14 protein-coding genes and 1 riboswitch are annotated in these 19,295 nt (G+C 70.6%); of the genes, 9 read left to right on the top strand and 5 right to left on the bottom strand.

The features are described from left to right. Positions 1-246: 246 nt before the first annotated feature. Complete coding sequence (locus AB0M36_RS02250) at positions 247-1,479, top strand: IPT/TIG domain-containing protein (protein WP_364151040.1); 1,233 nt, start codon at positions 247-249, stop codon at positions 1,477-1,479. A 110-nt stretch (positions 1,480-1,589) separates the two neighbouring features. Here the strand turns inward: AB0M36_RS02250 and AB0M36_RS02245 are convergent, their stop codons facing one another. Further along, on the bottom strand, positions 1,590-2,360 hold the full coding sequence (locus AB0M36_RS02245; protein ID WP_364151038.1) for a hypothetical protein: 771 nt from the start codon (positions 2,358-2,360) through the stop codon (positions 1,590-1,592). A 299-nt stretch (positions 2,361-2,659) separates the two neighbouring features. Between AB0M36_RS02245 and AB0M36_RS02240 the strand changes: the two genes are divergently transcribed. The 3 genes from AB0M36_RS02240 to AB0M36_RS02230 all read left to right on the top strand — a co-directional run bounded on the left by AB0M36_RS02240 (position 2,660) and on the right by AB0M36_RS02230 (position 4,801). Then, the gene (locus tag AB0M36_RS02240) at positions 2,660-2,938 is read left to right on the top strand and encodes a YggT family protein (protein ID WP_364151036.1); all 279 of its coding nucleotides are present in this window, start codon (positions 2,660-2,662) and stop codon (positions 2,936-2,938) included. Between the two features lie 55 nt (positions 2,939-2,993). Beyond that, positions 2,994-3,449 carry a GNAT family N-acetyltransferase gene (locus tag AB0M36_RS02235; protein ID WP_364151033.1) on the top strand — a complete coding sequence of 152 codons (456 nt, stop codon included), beginning with the start codon at positions 2,994-2,996 and terminating at the stop codon, positions 3,447-3,449. Positions 3,450-3,568: 119 nt separating this feature from the next. After that, positions 3,569-4,801: a helix-turn-helix transcriptional regulator gene (locus AB0M36_RS02230; protein WP_364151031.1), complete on the top strand. Its 1,233-nt coding sequence runs from the start codon at positions 3,569-3,571 to the stop codon at positions 4,799-4,801. Between the two features lie 728 nt (positions 4,802-5,529). Here the strand turns inward: AB0M36_RS02230 and AB0M36_RS02225 are convergent. Beyond that, a complete protein-coding gene (locus tag AB0M36_RS02225) occupies positions 5,530-6,411 on the bottom strand; it encodes a YegS/Rv2252/BmrU family lipid kinase (protein ID WP_364151028.1) in 882 nt (293 codons plus the stop codon). Beyond that, entirely contained in the window at positions 6,408-7,910 is a 1,503-nt protein-coding gene (locus AB0M36_RS02220; protein ID WP_364151025.1) for an FAD-binding oxidoreductase, read from the bottom strand. The genes AB0M36_RS02225 and AB0M36_RS02220 overlap by 4 nt, the downstream gene beginning before the upstream one ends. Positions 7,911-7,927: 17 nt before the next feature. Here AB0M36_RS02220 and AB0M36_RS02215 point away from each other — a divergent pair, with 17 nt between their 5' ends. The 5 genes from AB0M36_RS02215 (at position 7,928) to AB0M36_RS02195 (ending at position 14,509) form a co-directional block, all read left to right on the top strand. After that, entirely contained in the window at positions 7,928-8,539 is a 612-nt protein-coding gene (locus AB0M36_RS02215; RefSeq protein ID WP_364151023.1) for a helix-turn-helix domain-containing protein, read from the top strand. Continuing rightward, entirely contained in the window at positions 8,536-10,083 is a 1,548-nt protein-coding gene (locus AB0M36_RS02210; RefSeq protein WP_364151020.1) for a glycerol-3-phosphate dehydrogenase/oxidase, read from the top strand. The genes AB0M36_RS02215 and AB0M36_RS02210 overlap by 4 nt, the downstream gene beginning before the upstream one ends. Before the next feature lie 25 nt (positions 10,084-10,108). Then, positions 10,109-10,741: a TetR/AcrR family transcriptional regulator gene (locus AB0M36_RS02205; RefSeq protein ID WP_364151017.1), complete on the top strand. Its 633-nt coding sequence runs from the start codon at positions 10,109-10,111 to the stop codon at positions 10,739-10,741. Then, complete coding sequence (locus AB0M36_RS02200; protein WP_364151015.1) at positions 10,735-12,471, top strand: ABC transporter ATP-binding protein; 1,737 nt, start codon at positions 10,735-10,737, stop codon at positions 12,469-12,471. The genes AB0M36_RS02205 and AB0M36_RS02200 overlap by 7 nt, the downstream gene beginning before the upstream one ends. 121 nt (positions 12,472-12,592) lie before the next feature. Further along, complete coding sequence (locus AB0M36_RS02195) at positions 12,593-14,509, top strand: ABC transporter ATP-binding protein (RefSeq protein ID WP_364152230.1); 1,917 nt, start codon at positions 12,593-12,595, stop codon at positions 14,507-14,509. A 59-nt stretch (positions 14,510-14,568) separates the two neighbouring features. Here the strand turns inward: AB0M36_RS02195 and AB0M36_RS02190 are convergent, their stop codons facing one another. Together AB0M36_RS02190 and AB0M36_RS02185 are read right to left on the bottom strand one after the other, a co-directional pair. Beyond that, positions 14,569-17,484: a Calx-beta domain-containing protein gene (locus AB0M36_RS02190; RefSeq protein ID WP_364151013.1), complete on the bottom strand. Its 2,916-nt coding sequence runs from the start codon at positions 17,482-17,484 to the stop codon at positions 14,569-14,571. A 14-nt stretch (positions 17,485-17,498) separates the two neighbouring features. Beyond that, positions 17,499-17,578, bottom strand: a riboswitch (cyclic di-GMP riboswitch). Between the two features lie 333 nt (positions 17,579-17,911). Then, the gene (locus tag AB0M36_RS02185) at positions 17,912-19,087 is read right to left on the bottom strand and encodes a hypothetical protein (RefSeq protein WP_364151010.1); all 1,176 of its coding nucleotides are present in this window, start codon (positions 19,085-19,087) and stop codon (positions 17,912-17,914) included. Positions 19,088-19,295: the final 208 nt, after the last annotated feature.

The raw sequence follows: 19,295 nt of genomic DNA, 5'->3' as shown, positions 1-19,295 counted from the left end.
CGTGCGGGCACCCCGGCCACCCCACGCGACGCACCGATCGACGACCCGGCGCAGAAGTGTCGCGGCCGTGCGGGATGACCTCCTGGGCGGTAACAATCCAATGGTTTTCGTGACTCTAAGCAATTGGCTGAGCACATTTGGTTACGCTTCCGCGAGATGGCCGCAGAATCACCGGCGCGCGCCTTATCCACACCAACCGACGCGGTTCGTGAGGACCGTAGGAGGGGACCACGCATGCGTAAGTCCATGTCCAGATCCAAATCCCGGCTGATCCGCGCCGGGCTCGCGGCGGGAGCGGCCACCGCCATGCTGCTCGCCGCCACCGCCACACCAGCGCTCGCGGCGCCAAACGCCCTCGTCCTGAGCAGCCCCAGCGGCCCGAGCGAGGGTGGCAACACAATCACCGCCACGGCTACCGTGACCGCCAATGACCCCGCGCCCTTCACCGCCGGCGTCACTCCGTATGTCCAGTTCCAGTGGTTCGGGGCCAGCGCAGCGGCTACCTGCAGCCTCACCTACAAGGCCGCCGCGGCGATCACCGCAAACGCCACCAGCCCCTACGCGCTGACCGGCGGCGTCGTGATCACCGCCGCCGCCGACGTGAAGAAGCTGTCGACGACGAAGCTCGCCATCACCATCCCGTCGGACGATGCCGCAAGTGGTCAGAACAACGACGGCCTCAAGCTCGCCGCCAACCAGACCTCCGCCAAGTACAACCTGTGCGTCTACAGCGGCACCGTGGCCACCACGAGCCCGTTGATCGCCAAGGGGACGTACACCATCGCGGTGCCGCCCACCATCACCGAGTTCACCCCGGAGGGCGGGCCCTCGCTCGGCGGCAACGACATCACCGTCACGGGAACCGGCTTCACGCCCGGCGCCGGCGCTGTTGCCGGCACGACGGCGACCAACGCCACGCTCGGCGGACGTGCGCTCACCAACATCAGGGTGGCCACCAACGGCCTGAGCTTCGTCGGCACCCTCCCGTCGAACCCGTCGACCGCCGACCAGACGCTGGTCGTGACGGCCGCGGGCGGCAGGGTCAGCAGCGATGACCCTGACAATAACCCCGCTACCAACAACCCCCTCTATTACAACTACAGCTTCGGACTCTCGATCTCGCCGAACACCGCGCCCGAGGGCGGTGAGGTCGACCTCGACATCATGGGAGCCGGCTTCCTGGAGCTGAACTGGGGGTCGGCCGCTAGCGCCGCACACGTCTACCTTGTCCGTGACGCGCCATACACCCAGACTGCGCCCAACTCCGATATCGAGTGTGAGGACGTCCTGCCGATCATGGACACCGAGCTGATCTGCACCCTCGACACCACGGGAGAAGACTTGGGGGCGTACACCGTGACGGTGGTCGCCAGCGGCTCCACTCTGGCGAACCAGGCGGCTGAGGATGCGGTTGCTCCCAATGGCTACGTGGAGTCCGACATCACCAGCGGTGCCACCTTCACCATCGCCCCGTACTAAGTCGGAGCGCCCGGGTGACGCCCTAGGCACCACCCGATGACCCAACGAAGCACCAACAGCGGCCCGGAGCACACGCGCTCCGGGCCGCCGCTTGTGGGGTCGACGCAGGGTCAGCCGAGTTTGGCCCACTGCTTGTCGATCTCCGCAACGCTCAACTCCTTGGACGGGCGCCCGTCCGTCTTGACGGCCACGGTGTAAACGCTCTTCTGCGCGCTGGTACGCCAGCAAATCAGCAGAGTCGGGCGTTCGCGGGCCGCGGTGTTGGTGCTCAGCCGGATCCTCTGAGTGCACCGGGAGTTGCCCACCTGGACCCCCTCGTCGGCGATCCAGCCCAGCTCGCGATAGCCGGTGAGATCCTGCCGGGCGGATTTGATCCGCAACGCCTCCCCGCCCTGCCGCACGGTGGTGGAGGTGACCGCGGACGCGTCCACGTTCGCGGCAGCGGCGTTCGGCACCGGCCGTCGGATCTGCGCACTCGCGCTGGCCTTCGCCGCAGCGGATCGGACCGCCGCGATCCGCTCGGCATCGGCTTTGGAGTGTGTCGTCGTCTTAGCGGCGGGCGACTTCGGTGGCGCGGCGGCGGAGCTGGCCCGGGCGCCGGTGGACGGCGCGGCTTGTGGCACGACCCCGGAGGTCGCCGGTGCGGCACCCGGCACCGTCGGCTCCTCGGCCCCGGTCTGGGCGGCGGGAGCGGTGTCCCGGTCGTCGAGCACCTGGTGCGCGACGAGTCCGCCCACCCCGAGGACGGCGAGCAGACCGGCCCCGCCGATCATGGCCTGTCTGCGCAGCCGGGTACGGCGAGAGACGGCCGACGAGTACACCTCGTTCGCGCCGTCGTCCGGCTGCGGCTCCGTAGCGGCGCCCTTGTCAACGTTGCCCATGCTTCAGTCCTTTGCGGGTCTCGGATAACAGGCCCGCCCAAGGTCGCGGCGGCAGGCCCCGAGCAACGATGGTCCCACGCGTAAAGGACGTAATGGGGCAAACGACGAGTTGTCCCGCCGCAGACAACGAGCCCGCCACGCGGTTACTGCGGACCTTCGCCGGCGCCGGGCACGCCGGTGCGCCCAGCGGCCCGTCCACCCGCTGACCGGCCACCCTCGGCGGGAACTCACCGAAGCTTCAGCAAATTCACAACAAAGCCCCGCATAGTGAGTGGTCCACCGGGTCTTGGAGGTAGTCCATGGGATCTCTGCTCACCATCGTGAGCCTGCTGTTGCTGCTGGTGCAGGTGTTGCTGATCGTCCGGGCGGTCCTCGACTGGACGGCCACGCTGGCCGGACCGAGCCTCCCCGGCTCCTTCCGCTCCCGCCTGACCGCGGGCATCTACACGGTGACCGAGCCGATCCTCGCCCCGGTCCGCCGCGTCCTGCCCCCACTGCGCGTCGGCGGCGTCAGCATCGACCTGGCCTTCATCGTCGTCTTCGTGGCCATCATCGTGATCCGCTCGCTCCTGACGTAACCAGGCGTCCGGAAATCCGCGTGCGCCGCCGACGCGGGGCCGACATCATGTCCGGATGCTCATCAGGGGATACCGGGACGACGACTGGCCGGAGATCGCCCGCATCCACGACGCCGCACGCCTCGACGAGCTGCGCGACTCCGTGGGCGTCGAGGCATTCCTGACCCTGGCGCAAACCGCCGAGGGCGAAGGCCTCTTCGACGGCCACCTCTGGGTCGCCGACGACGGCGGCACGGTGACCGGCTTCGTGGCACACGACGACGACGAGATCACCTGGCTGTACGTCGACCCGGCCCGCTACCGGCAAGGCATCGGCCGGGCCCTGCTACGCCACGCGGTCGCCGCATGCGACGCCGACCAGATCGAAGTCACCGTGCTGGCGGGCAATCCGGCGGCGGTGGCGCTCTACCGCGCGGAAGGCTTCGTCATCACCGAGACCAGAACCGGTCGCCTGGTGGGCAACGAGGCCTTCACGGCGACCGGCCACATCATGCACCGCGGCGCCCCCTGATGGGACCCGGCTGGCAAGTTCGCACCATCGAGGTCAGCGGCGGTCGCGGATAGGCTGCAGGTGCGGGGCGGCCGGAGTAGCGCCGGCCACCCACCCTGACCTCAACCAGGGAGTCCGCCATGACCCGCACTCTCGGTGAGCAACTGGCCATTTACCGACGCCGTCGCAGCATGTCCCAGCGCGACGTTGCCGAAGCCGCAGGCATATCCGTCGACACCGTCCGCCAGCTCGAGCAGGGACAGCGCCACACCGCCCGACTCGGAACTCTGGTCAAGATCGCCGGCGCCCTCGATCAGGACCTGGCGGAACTCATCGGCAAACCGCGTGGCCTGGTCGTCGGCGCTGAGGACGGCGAGATCGCCCACCTGCGCAGAGCCGTCCTAGACCTGATCCCCGCGGAAGCAGAGCCGGACGCGGCTGTGCTGCGCGACGAACTGGGCGACGCGTGGCGGCTGTACTGGGTGGGCAGGTACGCCGCACTTGCGCGGGCCCTCCCGGCGAATATCACCGCAGCACGCGCATCCGTCCGAGCTGCTGCCGACCCGGCTGCGGCACGCCAGGCGCAGGCAGTTCTCGCTGACTTCCTCCACCTGGTCGCGTCGCTCCTCGCCCACCTCGCCCATGACGACCTTGCCGCGCTGGCCATGTACCAGGCCCTCGCCGCGGCAGGGCACGCCGAAGACGAGCTCCTGGTCGCGGGGATGTCCGCGACCCGGGCCTGGATGCTGTCCCGGCAAGGACTGCTCGGCGAGGCCGAGTCCCTGGCGCTGGCAACAGCCCGCTCCATCGAGCCGTCCATGGCGACAGCCAATGTGGACCAGGTCGCCATCTGGGGCGAGAACCTCCGCTATGCGTGCGTGGCCCTGGCGCGCGACGGACGCCACACGGAGGCGGCCGAGCTCCTCCCGCGCCTGCGGCTCGCCGCGGCCCGCGTCGAGGCGGCGCGACCCGCCAGGGCATGGACGGAACGCGTCACCGACAAGTCCACCCGGCCGTTGGCTGGGCTGGCATTCGGGGCAACGCTGGCCACGATGACTGCCGTGGCAGTCGCTGGCGCCGCCGACCGCCACCGCCAGGCCCTCGCTCTCGAGGACCAGGTCCCGAACTTCGGCTCGGTGTCTCCGTCGATGCGCTCGCGACATCTGCTTACGGTGGCCTGGGCGCAGATGGCCGACTATCGCTCGCAGGCCGCGGTGGGCACGCTCCTGCGGGCAGAGAAGATCGCTCCGGACCTGTTCTTCCACCAGACGATCGCCCGGACCATCGTTGCTGAGCTGCTCCCACGCCGCCGCAAGCAGCGCCTTCCCGGTCTGGTGAGCCTCGCAGAGCGGATGGGTGTTCCCGCCGGGTAGGACGATTCGTCCTACCCGGCAGTCTCATCACGGTGTCCCAGTAGTACGCGCTGTCGCACCCACCCCCCCTGCGTGCCCGCGAAGCTTCAGGTCAGGAGGCGGCGGGTGGCTGGGGAGCGCACTAACCGCCGCTCGTCGCCTCCCTCGACGGGCGGAGGCAGCGATGCACAACCACACCATCCACGGACCTCGACCGCTGTGGTGGGCGCCCTGGCGGCGGGTCTGTCTGTCAGTGCGGCATCAGGCAGTGGCCATGCCCGGTCCAGGCGCCTCCGGGGTGGACGGTGCCGACCGAAGCTGTGCATACGGTGGGCCGCGCCGCGGTGCGGCGAGACTACCGGAACGCTGAATTCAGTCGGGTGGACCGGCCGCTTCTTACACCTGGTCAGGCGGCATGCAGCGCCAACCAGCGTCAACGGTCAACGCTTTGACGACCGACAAGCCACGGAGTCTGACCATGCCGTGCTGGCTGGAGAACCACGGTGCGGCAATCAACACCCTCGACCGGAAGCTCTCCTGGCACCGCGACTGCCCCTATCCGAACACGTGCCCCTGCCCACGCCACGAGGAGAATCGGGAGGAACCGGAGAGCACGTCGTTGCCGTAGCTCCTCGCGCCGCTGGCGCCGGCACGGCTTCGGCGAGTCCAGCCATAGCGCCCGGTGATTCAGGCGCGGAGGATACGGGTTCGTCGTGGGCCGCCCCTGGCGGAGGGCGGCCCACGACTGCTCAGGCGCCGATCAGGCGGAGCGCCGATGGGCGGACGCGGACCGTCAGCGGGCCCGAGGGCAGCCGCTCGCCGTCGGCGTAGAACGGGGTCGGGCGGTCCGTGGCGATGGTGACCTCGCGGATCGGGCGGCTGGTGATGCCCGGCATGGTCACGTGGGCGCCGCGGCGCATGGCGGTCAGGACCGGTACGAGGCGGCGGCGGTTGAGGTCGCCGATCGTTACCAGGTCCAGGAGGCCGTCGTCGAGGACGGCTGATGGTGCGATCTGGAGTGCGCCGCCGTACCACTTGCAGTTGGCGACGACCACGGTGTTGCCGCGGAGCTGTTCCGAGACGCCGTCGACGGTCAGTTCGTAGGTGATCGGCTTCCAGCGGGCGAGGACGCCGACCGCCGCGATCTGGTAGGCGATCGGTTTGCGGGGCAGGCGCCAGCGGTTGGCGGCGTCGTTGGCGGCCGCGTCCAGGCCGGCGCAGACGCTGCCGATGACCACGCGTTCGCCGGCCATGGCCACGTCGACCGGGCGGCTCGGGCTCTCCCGCAGGGCCGCGGCGAATTCCGCCACGTCGTCGCGGGGGATGCGCACGGCGCGCGCCAGGTCGTTGCCCCGGCCGGCCGGGACCACGCCCAGTTCCGCTTGGGTGCCCAGCAGGCCCGCGGCCACGGCGCCGACGATGCCGTCGCCGCCGACCGCGAGGACCGTTTCGCCGTCGGTGGCGGCCGCGGCGGCGGCGAGTTCGGTGGCGTGTGCCAGGCCGCGGCTGTAGGTGACCTGGACCCGGGCGCCGGTTTCGCGCAGCGCACGGGCCAGGCCGATCATCGTCGCGGCGGCGGCACCCGAGCCGGCCGCGGGGTTCACCACCGCCGTGAACGTCTCGCGGATCATGGTAGGAGGATTCCCGGGTTCAGCACGTTGTGCGGGTCCATGGCCTGCTTGACCGCGTGCAGCACCGAGACGCCGACGGGGCCGATTTCCGTGGCGTACCAGGCACGGTGGTCGCGGCCGACGCCGTGGTGGTGGGTGATGGTCGCGCCGGAGGCCGAGATCGCGTCGCCGGCCGCCGTCTTGGCCGCCCGCCACTGCGCGACCGGGTCCTCGGACTGGGCCGCCACGACGGTGTAGTAGAGCGACGCGCCGGTCTCGTACACGTGCGAGATGTGGCACATGACGATCGGCGGGGTGCCGCCGTCGCCGAGGGTGGTGACCAGGGCGTCGCGGACCGCGGCGTAGGTCTGGGGCAGCCGGTCCCAGAAGGTCGCGGTCTCCAGGGTCTCGGCGAGTGCTCCGGCGTCGAGCAGCGCGTCCCGCAGGTACGGCGCCCGGAACCGGCCCGCCTCCCAGGCCTTGCCCGGCGCCTCGCCGAGCGGCTCACCCCCGAATTCCCTGAGCCGGTCGGAGGGGTCGGTGCCGTCGAAGCAGCCGACGATCGCGAGGCAGCCGCCGCCGGCGTCCGAGCTGGAGCCGGTCGCCGCGTTGATCATGGTCTCGGCCTCGTCGGAGAGCCGCAGCACCGCCGGCAGGGGGCCGTCCTGGGCGAGCGCCCGCACCGCGCGCATGCCCGCCTCGAACGACGGGAAGGACCAGCCGGTGTAGTGCAGCTCGCGCAGCGGGCGGATCCGCACGGTCACCTCGGTGACGACGCCGAACGCCCCCTCGGAGCCGAGGAGAAGCTGGCGCAGGTCGGGTCCGGCGGCGGATTGCGGGGCCCGGCCGAGGTCGATCGTGCCCGCGCCGGTGGCGGCGCGCAGGCCGACGACCATCTGGTCGAACCGGCCGAACCCGGCCGAGGCCTGGCCGCTGGAGCGGGTGGCGGCGAAGCCGCCGATCGTCGCGAACTCGAACGACTGCGGGAAGTGGCCGAGGGTGAAGCCCTCCGCGTTGAGCAGTTCCTCGGCCCGGGGGGCGGGAACGCCGGCCTCGAAGGTCGCTGTGCGCGAGGTGCGGTCCAGGCTTACCAGCCGGTCGAGGCCGCTCAGGTCGAGGGCGACGACGCCGGCGTAGCCGTTCCGGACGGCGCGCAGGCCGCCGACGACGGACGTGCGCCCGCCGTGCGGCACGACGGCGATCCGGTGCTCCGCGGCGATCCGCAGCACGTCGAGCACCTCGTCGTGGGTGGCGGGCCGCGCCACGCCGTCGGGCGCGTCGGGCACCGTGCCGGAGCGGCCGGTGAGCAGGTCCTCGGTGGACATGCCGCCGGCGTGGCGCAGGCGCGTCTCGGCGGTAACGTCCAGGCCGGGGAAGTCCGGCAGCGGTGCGGGAGGGTCGAGGACGGGCTCGGCGGCCGGGCGGGGCCCGGTCACGCCCAGTGCGGCCGTGAGCAGGTCGCGCACCGAGGATGGCAGGGTGACGGCGTCGGCGGGATCTCCCCAGCGGAAGGTGGTCATGCGTTACACTGTGACACATGACGTCAACTCGTAACAGTCCCTCCGCACGGAATGGTGCGGAGGACGCCCTGCTCGACGCGGCGCGCGAGTGCGTGCTCGCCGTCGGGTTGCGGCGCACGACGCTGACCGACGTGGCCCGCCGGGCCGGCGTCTCCCGCATGACGATGTACCGGCGCTGGCCGGACATGGCGACGCTGATGGCCGACCTGATGACCCGCGAGTGGACCGCGCTGGTGATCGACGCCGAGGCTGAGGCCGAGGGAGCGACCGCCCGCGAGCGCATCGTCGACGCCCTGGTGCGCGGCGGGCGGGCGCTGCGGCGCCACGCGATGTTCCGCCGGGTGGTCGAGCTGGACCCCGAGGTGCTGGTGCCCTACCTGGTCGACCGGCGCGGCGGCGTGCAGGACGCCATCCTGGACCACCTCGTGACCTGGATCGAGGCGGGCGACGGCGACGGGTCGCTGCGCCGGCAGGATCCGGTGCTGCTCGCGCGCGCGGCGATACTGGCCATGCACGGTTTCGTCGTCTCGGCGGCGACGATGGTGGGGGAGGCCGGCGACTCCAAGGTCACCGAGGAAGCCCTCGACGACGAGCTGCGGCTGCTCCTCGACCGGTACTTCCGGCCATGAGCGCGACCTCGCTCTCCGCCGGCCGCCGCCTGCGCGAGCTCGCCGACCTCGCCGGCGGCACCACGGTCGACCTGCTCGTCATCGGCCTGGGCGTCACCGGCGCCGGTGTCGCGCTGGACGCCGCCTCCCGCGGGTTGTCGGTGGCCGCCGTCGACTCGGGCGACCTCGCCTTCGGCACCTCTCGCTGGAGCTCCAAGCTGGTCCACGGTGGACTGCGCTACCTCGCGGGCGGGCATGTCGGGCTGGCTTACGAGAGTGCCGCCGAGCGCAACATCCTGCTGTTGCGTACGGCACCGCACCTGGTCAGCGCGCTGCCGATGCTGCTGCCGCTCACGCCGTTCGTGTCGCGCTCGCGCGAGTGGCTGATCCGCACGGGATTCACCGCCGGAGACGCGCTGCGCGCCGCGGCCGGCACTCCGAGCGCCGCACTCCCCCGCTCCCGGCGGATCTCCGCCCCCGAGGTGCGACGCCTGGCCCCCGCCGTGCGTCGCAACGGGCTGCGCGGCGGCCTGATGCAGTGGGACGGCCAGCTAGTCGACGATGCTCGGCTGGTGGTGGCCCTGGCCCGGACCGCGGCCGGCTTCGGCGCCCGCATTCTGACCCACTGCGCCGCCGAGGAACTGCACGGCCGAGGCGCGACCGTCCGCGACACGATGACCGGCGAGCACCACGAGATCCGGGCCCGGGCCGTGGTCAACGCCACCGGCGTCTGGGCCGGGCAGCTCGACCCCACGGTGCGGCTGCGCCCGTCGCGCGGCACGCACCTGGTGCTGCGCGCCGCCACGCTCGGCCACCCGACGGCGGCCCTGACCATTCCGGTGCCGGGCGAGACGAACCGGTTCGTCATGGCGCTGCCCCAGCCCGGCGGTCTCGTCTATGCCGGTCTCACCGACGAGCCGGTCGAGGGTCCGGTCAGCGATGTGCCGGAGCCCAGCGCGCTGGAGGTCGGGTTCCTGCTCGACGTGCTCGCCACGGCGCTGGACGTGACGGTGACCGAGGCGGACGTGGTGGGCAAGTTCGCCGGCCTGCGGCCGCTGCTGGCCGGGCGCGCCGACCGCACCGCCGACCTGTCGCGCAGCCACGCGGTGCTGACCTCCCCCGGCGGCGTCACCACCGTGGTCGGCGGCAAGCTGACCACGTACCGGAAGATGGCGGCCGACGCGGTCGACGCCGCGGTGCGGCAGGCGGGCCTGTCCGCCGGCCCGTGCCGCTCGGCGCGCACGCCGCTGGTCGGCGCGGCGGCGCCCGACCGCCTGGCCGGGATTCCGGCGCCGGCGCGGCTGATCGCCCGGTACGGCGCCGAGGCTCCGGCGGTGCACGCGCTCGGCGAGGCGGATCCGGAGCTGCGGAAACCGGTCGCACCGGGGATCGAGGTGACCGGCGCGGAGCTGCTCTTCGCCGTACGGCACGAGGGCGCCCTGACCGAGGACGACGTGCTGGACCGGCGCACCCGGCTCGGCCTGGTCCCCGAGGACCGGGTGCGGGCCGTGCCCGCCGCCCGGGCCGCGCTCGCCGCCGAGAGGATTAATTCACTGGCTGAGTGAGCGCTCGCTCATTAGGCTTCCCGGCGTGACTTCTCCCGAGGTCCGGCGGCGACGGGTGCGCGCGATGGCACCCGACGACCGCCGGGCCGCACTCATCGCCGCCACCGTTCCCCTGCTGTGCGAGTTCGGTCTCGACGTCAGCACGCGCCAGATCGCCCAGGCCGCCGGGGTCGCCGAGGGCACCATCTTCGGCGTCTTCCCCGACAAGGGCTCGCTGGTCGTCGCGGCCCTGCTGCGCGCCCTCGAACCGCAACCCACCCTGGACGCCATCGCCGCCATCGACCCCGCCGCCGGACTGCGGGAGCGGCTGATCCGCGCGGCCACGCTGATCAGCGAGCGTTTCGCCTCGAACACCCATCTCCTGGCGGGTGCCCGCAAGCTGCTGTTCGACTCGGACACCCACCCGGACGCCGCCGCCCGAATGGCCGCGGGCCGCGAGCGGCTGCATGCCGGGCTCACCGCGTTGATCGAGCCCGACGCCGCCCTGCTGCGGCGGTCACCGGGCACGGCCGCGGGGCTCCTTCTGCTCTTCTGCGGAGCAAATTCCTTCGGGCCGTTCGGCGACCCGAGTTTCAATGCGGACGAGATTGTCTCGCTCCTGCTCGACGGGCTGCTCGTCTCGTCCCGGATCGATCATGGGGGGTCTGACCGGTGCTGATCCGACTGCTGCGTGCGCGCTTGCGGCCGTACCGAAAATCGATCTTGTTGGTGGTGCTCTTTCAGTTCGTCGCCACTCTCGCCACGCTCTACCTGCCCGCGCTGAACGCCGACATCATCGACGAGGGAGTCGTGCCCGGTGACACGGGTTACGTGCTGGAGGTCGGCGCCGCGATGCTCGGCGTGACGCTCGTCCAGATCGTCGCCCAGATCGCCGCGGTGTACTTCGGCGCGCAGGTGGCCATGGGTGCCGGGCGGGACATCCGAGCCGCGATCTTCGACCGGGTGATGAGCTTCTCGGCCCGCGAGGTGGGCCAGTTCGGGGCGCCGTCGCTGATCACGCGGGTCACCAACGACGTCCAGCAGGTGCAGATGCTGGTGTTGATGGGGTTCCTGCTGATGGTCTCGGCACCGATCATGTGCGTGGGCGGCATCCTGCTCGCGCTGCGCGAGGACGTGCCGCTGTCCGGCCTGCTCCTGGTGATCGTGCCGCTGCTGCTGATCGTAGTGGTCGTGCTGATCGCCTTCATGCGCCCGCTGTTCAGGGGCATGCAGACGCGCATCGACACGGTGAACCGGATCATGCGCGAGCAGATCACCGGCATCCGGGTGATCCGCGCGTTCGTCCGCGACGACCGCGAGCAGGCCCGCTACGGCGCCGCCAACGACGACTTGACCGATGTCTCCCTGCGAGCAGGCAAGCTCATGGCGCTGATGTTCCCCACCGTGATGCTCGTCGTGAACGTCTCCAGCGTCGCCGTGCTGTGGTTCGGCGGGCACCGCATCGACAGCGGACCGATGGAGATCGGCGCGCTCACCGCGTTCCTCAGCTACCTCATGCAGATCCTCATGGCGATCATGATGGCCACGTTCATGCTCGTCATGATCCCGCGCGCCGACGTGTGCGCCGAGCGCATCCAGGAAGTGCTGGACACCGAGGCCTCGGTGCGGCTGCCGGTCGCCCCGGTCACCACTCTCGACCGGCACGGCCACCTGGAGCTGCGCGACGTGGACTTCCACTATCCCGGCGCGGAGGCGCCGGTGCTGTCCGGAATAAGCCTGCGGGCCCGGCCGGGCGAGGTCACCGCGGTCATCGGCAGCACGGGCTCCGGCAAGACCACGCTGCTCAACCTGGTGCCTCGGCTGTTCGACGCGACCGGCGGCACGGTGCTGGTCGACGGCGTCGACGTGCGCGACCTCGACGCCGGCCTGCTGTCTCGCACGGTCGGTCTGGTGCCTCAGAAGCCGTACCTGTTCACCGGGACGGTCGCCTCGAATCTGCGGTACGGCAACCCCGACGCCACCGACGAGGAACTGTGGGCGGCGCTGGAGGTGGCGCAGGCGCGGGACTTCGTGGAGCGGATGGACGGCGGCCTGGAGGCGTCGATCGCCCAGGGCGGCACCAATGTCTCCGGCGGCCAGCGCCAGCGGCTGGCGATCGCCCGGGTGCTGGTGCACCGGCCGGAGATCTATCTCTTCGACGACTCGTTCTCGGCGCTCGACTACGCCACCGACGCGGCACTGCGGGCTGCCCTGACCCGGCAGACCGCGGACGCGACCGTGGTGATCGTCGCCCAGCGGGTCAGCACCATCCGCGACGCCGACCGGATCGTGGTGCTCGACGACGGCCTGGTCGTCGGCAGCGGCACCCACGGCGAGTTGATGGAGACGAACCAGACCTACCGGGAGATCGTGCTCTCCCAGCTCACCGAGCAGGAGGCAGCGGCATGACCGACTGCACCGAGCCTCGCTTGCCGGCGGCGAGTGACGGCCAGCACGGCGAGGGCCAGGAAGGCATGCCAATGGGGGGCACAGCGTGACGACGACGGAACGGCGGGCCGTACCGCCGCCCATGGGGCCGGCGCGGATGATGGCCGGCGGGATGCCGGCCGAGAAACTGAAGGATTTCAAGGGTTCCAGCAAGCGGCTGCTCGGCCTGCTGCGCCCGCAGCGGACGCTGGCCGGCCTAGTGCTGTTGTGCGGCATCGCCAGCGTGACACTGTCGGTGATCGGGCCGCGCATCCTCGGCCACGCCACCGACGTCGTCTTCGCCGGGGTCGTCGGCGGTGACCTGCCCGCCGGCGTCAGCAAGGACGAGGTCGTCGCGCAGCTGCGGTCCCGCGGCGAGAGCGGCCGCGCCGACATGCTCGCCGCCATGGACTTCGTGCCGGGCCGTGGCGTCGACTTCGACCGGCTCGGCCACATCCTGCTGTGGGTGCTGGTGCTCTATGTCGCGGCGTGGGTGTTCGGCGTGTTCCAGGGCCGGCTCACCGCACGGGTGGCGCAGAACGTCGTCCACCGGCTGCGCGGGGACGTGGAGGCGAAGCTGTCCCGGCTGCCGCTGTCCTACTTCGATCAGCAGCCGCGCGGCGAGGTGCTGAGCCGGGCGACGAACGACACCGACAACATCGCGCAGACGATGCAGCAGACGCTGGCCCAGCTCGTCACGGCACTGCTGATGATCGTCGGGGTGCTGGCGATGATGCTGTGGATCTCGCCGCTGCTGGCGGTCATCGCGCTGGTCACCGTACCCGTGTCGATCTGGGTCACGACCCGCATCGGCAAGCGTTCGCAGCCACAGTTCGTCGCGCAGTGGAAGACCACCGGGCGGCTCAACGGGCACATCGAGGAGATGTTCACCGGCCACTCGCTGGTCAAGGTCTTCGGTCGCGGCAAGGAGGCGGCGGAGACCTTCGAGAAACACAATTCCCAGCTGTACGCGTCCAGCTTCCGCGCCCAGTTCATCTCGGGTCTGATCCAGCCGGCCATGATGTTCATCAGCAACATCAACTACGTGTTGGTGGCGGTGGTGGGCGGCCTGCGGGTCGCCTCGGGTTCCCTGTCGCTCGGCGAGGTGCAGGCGTTCATCCAGTACTCGCGCCAGTTCAGCCAGCCCCTGACCCAGGTGGCGAGCATGGCCAACCTGGTGCAGTCCGGGGTGGCGTCGGCGGAGCGGGTCTTCGCCCTGCTCGACGCGCGGGAGCAGGAGCCGGATCCGGTGTCGCCGGGCGTCCGGCCGGCCGCGGGTCGGATCGCCTTCGAGCACGTGTCGTTCCGCTACGTGAGCGACCGGCCGCTGATCGAGGACCTGTCGTTCGTGGCCGAGCCGGGGCAGACGGTGGCGATCGTCGGGCCCACCGGCGCCGGCAAGACCACGCTGGTCAACCTGCTGATGCGCTTCTACGACGTGACATCCGGACGGATCACCCTCGACGGCGTGGACATCGCGACTCTGCCGCGGGCCGAGCTGCGCGAGCGCGTCGGGATGGTGTTGCAGGACACCTGGCTGTTCGGCGGGACCATCGCGGAGAACATCGCCTACGGTGCGGACGCGCCGTCCGACGCGGACGTCGCGGCGGCGGCGGAGGCGGCGCACGTGGACCGCTTCGTGCGGACGCTGCCGGACGGCATGGAGACGGTGATCGACGAGGAGGGTGCCAATGTCTCGGCCGGCGAGAAGCAGCTCGTCACGATCGCGCGGGCGTTCCTGGCGGAGCCCAGCATCCTGATCCTGGACGAGGCCACCAGCTCGGTGGACACGCGGACGGAGGTGCTGATCCAGCGGGCGATGAACACGCTGCGCGCCGGGCGTACGTCGTTCGTCATCGCCCACCGCCTGTCCACGATCCGCGACGCCGACGTGATCCTCGTGATGGAGGACGGCGCGATCGTCGAGCAGGGCACCCACGACGAACTGATCGCCTCCGGCGGGGCGTATGCGCGGCTGTACTCGGCGCAGTTCGCCGAGGCGGCGGTCGACGTGGACTGAGCGGACATGGGAGAAGGGGGCGGCCCACCGGGCCGCCCCCTTCTTTGTCGCTAGGTGGTTCAGCGCACCGAGACGCGTGCGCTCTTCGAGTAGTTGGTCAGCATGCCGACGTCGCCGTCGCCGAGGACCAACGCCTTGTAGAGGATCGACGATCCGGACTTCAGACCGGTGAGCGTCTTGACGAGCTTGCCGTTGGCGTCCAGCGTGCCCGAGCCGACCGTGCTCCAGGTGCCGCCCTTGTTGGCGCGCAGGAAGCGGACCGAGAGACCGCCGACCCGCGGGTCACCGAAGACCGACAGGGTCGCGGCGCCCTTGGCGGACGACCGGACGAAGAAGTCCGGGTCCTGCTTGAGGTTCACCTTGACCGTGTTCGACTGCGCGTCGCCCACCGTCGTCCGGAACCACCAGCCGGTGGTGGTGAACTCGGGCATGAAGCTGTAGGTGCCCGCCGAGCTCGCCGCGATGGAGCCGAGGTCCTCCCAGTCCCCCTCGACGTCGCTGCCGATCGGCGTGCCCCACAGTTTCACGGTGGCGCCGGCGGCGGCCTTACCGGTCAGCTTCAGCGAACCGGCACCGAGCCGGAACGCGGCCGAGGCGGCGAGGGTCGGCTTGTCGGAAGCCGGCGGCGGGGTCGTGCCACCGTCGCTGGCCGCGATGGTGAGAACACCCTTGTTGACCGTGCCGGCACCGAAGCCGGTGCCCGAGACCACGATGGTCTCGGCTCCCTCGGAGGTCGCGTCGTCCTCGAGCTCCACCGCCGTGCCGACGTCGATGATCGAGCCGGAGAACGTGCCACCCTCGATCGTGACGGCAGCCGGGCTGGAAGCGGTGAAGTCACCCGACGACGCCGCGGTGCTTCCGTCGACGGAGCCGCCCACGAAGGTGATGTTGAACTGCATGTCGTCCTGGGCCACCCCGGCGGTCATGCCACGGACCTGGACCGTCTCGTCCTCGTTGCCCGAGGTGTTCATGATCGTCAGCGTCGGTGCGGAGTCGTCGTTGGTGATGCTGACGTCGGCGTCCTTGTTGCCGTCCGTGACGTTCGCGGAGGTCGGGTCCACCTCGATGTTCAACGTCTCGTTGGTCTCGTAGACGTCGTCGCCGTTGACCAGGAAGTAGATGTAACCGGTGGTCTGCCCGGCCGGGATCACCAGGTTGCCCGGCTCGAGGTAGTCGATGTCACCGGGGTCGACGCTGTCGTCGCCGTCGACGTCGCCGTCGTCATCGTCGTCGCCGGCGTCCTTGGTCGCCGAGTCCGCGGTGGCGTTGACGGTGAAGGTCATCGCCGTGTCCGCCGCGTTCGACAGCTTCACCGGGAAGACGGCGACCGTGCCCTCGTCGCCCTCGGCGACGCTCATCGCCGAGACGGTGAACGTGGGCAGTTTGTCGTCGTTCTCGATGGTGACGGTCTCGGTGACCGGACCGAAGATCCCCGTTCCCGTCAGCCTGATGTCGAAGTCCTCGTCGGTCTCGTAGATCGTGTCGCCGACGAGGTCCACCGTGAACGTCTTGGAGGTCTCGCCCGGCGCGAAGACCAGCGATCCCGCGGCCCGGGTGAAGTCCTGGCCCTGGATCGCGGTGTCGGACACCGTGTTGTAGTTGACCGTGACCTGCTGACCGGACGCCTGCGCGAGCCGGGCCGTGAACGTCTTGGTGTTCTTGCCGGAGTTGCCCTCCGAGAACTCCAAGGTGGACGGCAGCAGGTCGACGACCGGCGCGTCGTTGTCATCGTCGATCTCGCCGGTGGCGACGATCTCGTCGGCCGCACCCAGCTTGGCCACAGTGGGGCTGGCCAGCGTGACGTGCATGTCCTCGGGGTCGAGCTCGTCCGCGTTGTCGATCCGGGTGTTCACGTTGAACGTCGTCGTTTGGGCGCCCGCGGTGTCGGTGGTCGTGGCCGCGAACTTCACGGTGCCGGCGGGAACGGCGGTGTAGTCGCTGCCGGCCGTGGCGGTGCCATGGTCCTCGACGTCCTCGGGTTCGGTGTCGGCCCCCGGACCGTCCGCGGTGCTGTAGGAGGCGGTGACCTCCCGTTCGGAGCGGGCGGACATCGTGACCGTGAACGTGATCGGGGAACCCTCGGTCGCGTTCGATCCGGCGATGGTGAGCTCGGGGACGTCCTCGTTGTCGAGGATCGTCACCGTGCCGGTCGCCGTGCCCTTGACGGTGGTGTCGGCGGCGCCGACCACCGTGAACGTCTGCTCGGCCTCCTCATAGAGGTCGTCGTCGTTCAGCGCGATCGCCACGGGCACGCTCTCGGTGTCGCCCGCCGCGATGTCCAACGTCTCGCCGGCGCCGGCGAGGATCGGCGTGTAGTCGTCGTTGGCGACCTTGGCCGTGCCGTCCTTGGTGGTGATCGGGATGCTCACCGCCTTGCCGGACGGAGCACTCAACTTCGCGGTGACCTGGACCGAGCCGGCGCCCTCGTCCGTGCTCGCGTCGTCGAACTCGATCGTGTAGGTGGGCGCCTCGTCGTTGTCGAGGATGGTGCCGGTCGGGGCCACCGTGATGTCGGTGGCGGACTCGTCCGTGAGGATGAGCTTGAAGGACTCCTGTTCCTCGTCCAGCGTGTCGTTGTTGGTGCCGATGGTGAGGACCTCGGTCTGGTCGGGGAACGGCGTGGTGGCGTCCGCGGAGAACGTCACCGTGCCGCTGGTCTCCTCGAGGTCATCGTCGTCGACCCCGGCGCCGTCGTCGGGATCGTCGATGGTCCAGGTGAGGGTCTCCTCCTCGGCCGCGGCAGCATTGAGGTCACGGGTGATGACGAAGACCAGGTCTCCGCCCTCCGTGATGGTGGGCGACGAGACCGTGTAGTCCGCGATGGCCGCCTGGGCGGGCGAAGTGATCATGACCGCCGGCACGAGGCCGATGACACCGGCGACGGCGGCGGACAGCACCGTACGGACCGACTTCGGGCCACGCAGCATGAACGGAACCGAGCCGCTCTTGGCCGCATGGGCTGGTGAATAGCGCATGTGTTTCTGTCTCCTTCGGCGGCTGGGCCGCCTCCCGCTCGGGAGGTCCCTGGCTTTGCGTCCCCGACTCTCGACGGGTTTGCCTTTTCTCGGTGCCGCACGCGACGGCGGATGGAGCGCCGGCCTCGAAGCCGGTTCGGCGCGCTCGGAAGCACGGGGACAAAGCTCGCACTTGGGAACTGCGCCGACCGTACTCTAACCACGGATTTGAGGGCTTGTGGGGGAAATGGACTTTTCGCTCGGATAGCCCTCTCTGCACGGTTTTAGGGCCAGCGGTGATCATCCGTTCGTTCATGGTCACCGGTTTGTCGCGGCGCCGAGAAGGGACCGGCCGCTACTATCGCCCGCACGCCGAGCAGGCCCAGTCAGGCATGCCCCGCGGTGGCTGACGGCATTAGGAACAAGAAGCGAGCAAAAGGGATCGGGGCTATCGCGGTCCGGCGCGACCGGCAGCGGCAGCGGCCCGGGCCACCGGCAGCCAGGCGAGCAACACCGCCAACGCCAGCACGCCCAGCAACGGCAGCCTCCACAGACGGGTGAGCGCCGGGGCTGGCGACGGTTGGGGCGCCGACACCCACGGCCGCGCGGTCTTCGACCAGGCGAGGAACGCGTCGCCGATCGGCAGCAGCCCGAGCGCGTACCGCTTGGACCACGGCGTGGAGACCGGTACGCCCGCCAGTTCCCCGTAGTCGGACAACGCCCCGGCAAGACCCGTGTCCCCTTGCGCCCGGGCGGCGCCCAGCGTCACCGCCGTCGCGGACAGGCTCACGCCGAGGATGAGCGGCCCCGAGTCGACATCGCCGGCACCGTCGACGCCGGGCGGGAATTCGAGCACCGCCGGGCCGAGCCACAGCGGCCGGGTCACGAATGTCGAGCGGAAGCGCAGGTACTGCTCCCGGGCGAAGGCCGGGTCGATGTCGACCAGGAAGCGCTGAATCATGCTCTGCGACGTGCCGCGGGCCACGGAGGCCGGCGCCCCGGTGACCGGATCCACGGCGTGCGGCATCAGAGCGGTCACCGGGTCGAGGCGCGACCGCACGCCGTCGAGCCACCGGGTGACCGTGGCGGCGTACCGCGGCGGGAGCAGCTTGTCGTGCAGACGCAGCGACGCGATCGCCACGGTGGAGTCGACCGGCCACGCCTGGTCGGGATAGGCGACGAGATACGGCGTTGGCGCCGCGTCGAACGCCGCGGCCAGGGCTGCCGAGGACGCCTCGAAGCGCTCCCTCAGCGCCGGATCCGGGCGCATCGAGAGGATGCCGCCGCGCAGCCAGTTCGTCCAGCCCTGGTAGAAGACGCCGTACGCCGGGGTCAGGCCCGCGCTGAACGGGGCCCGCCCGGCCGGGCTCTCCAGCCGCTCCAAGGCCCAGCGGGCCTCTTGCTCGTCACCGAGCTCCACCTGGGTGAGGCCGTAGAGGGCGTGCAGGAAGAAGTAGCCCTCGGGGAAGAGCCGCTGGGCGTCGTCGGCGGCACCGTCGTCGAGAGCGGACCGCAGGAACGTGAGCTGACGGCGTACCCCCGCGGTGTCGTCGCCGCCGGTCAGCCGCACGGCCGCGACCAGGGCGACCAGCGTGACCACGACGGCGGCGATCCTGCGCAGCATGGCGCCGAGCTTAGAAAGCCGGCGCCACCGACTATCTCGATTCGATAACGCTCCCGGCTTTTCGGCCCGACCGAACGTACTACTCCCCGAGCGCGACAGATGCACCGGACATGTGCGGACAAGACTGATTCGTCGTCCGAGGAAATGCACGGCGCTCGGATTAGGGCTGCCTTAAACATGCATTAGGCCCTGGTGTGCGAGGCTGTGA

Origin of the sequence: Actinoplanes sp. NPDC051346 (genome assembly GCF_040682215.1) — a bacterium.
Lineage (GTDB): Bacteria > Actinomycetota > Actinomycetes > Mycobacteriales > Micromonosporaceae > Actinoplanes.
The sequence above is the reverse complement of the archived record's forward strand: the minus strand, read 5'-3'. Positions and strand labels throughout refer to the sequence as shown.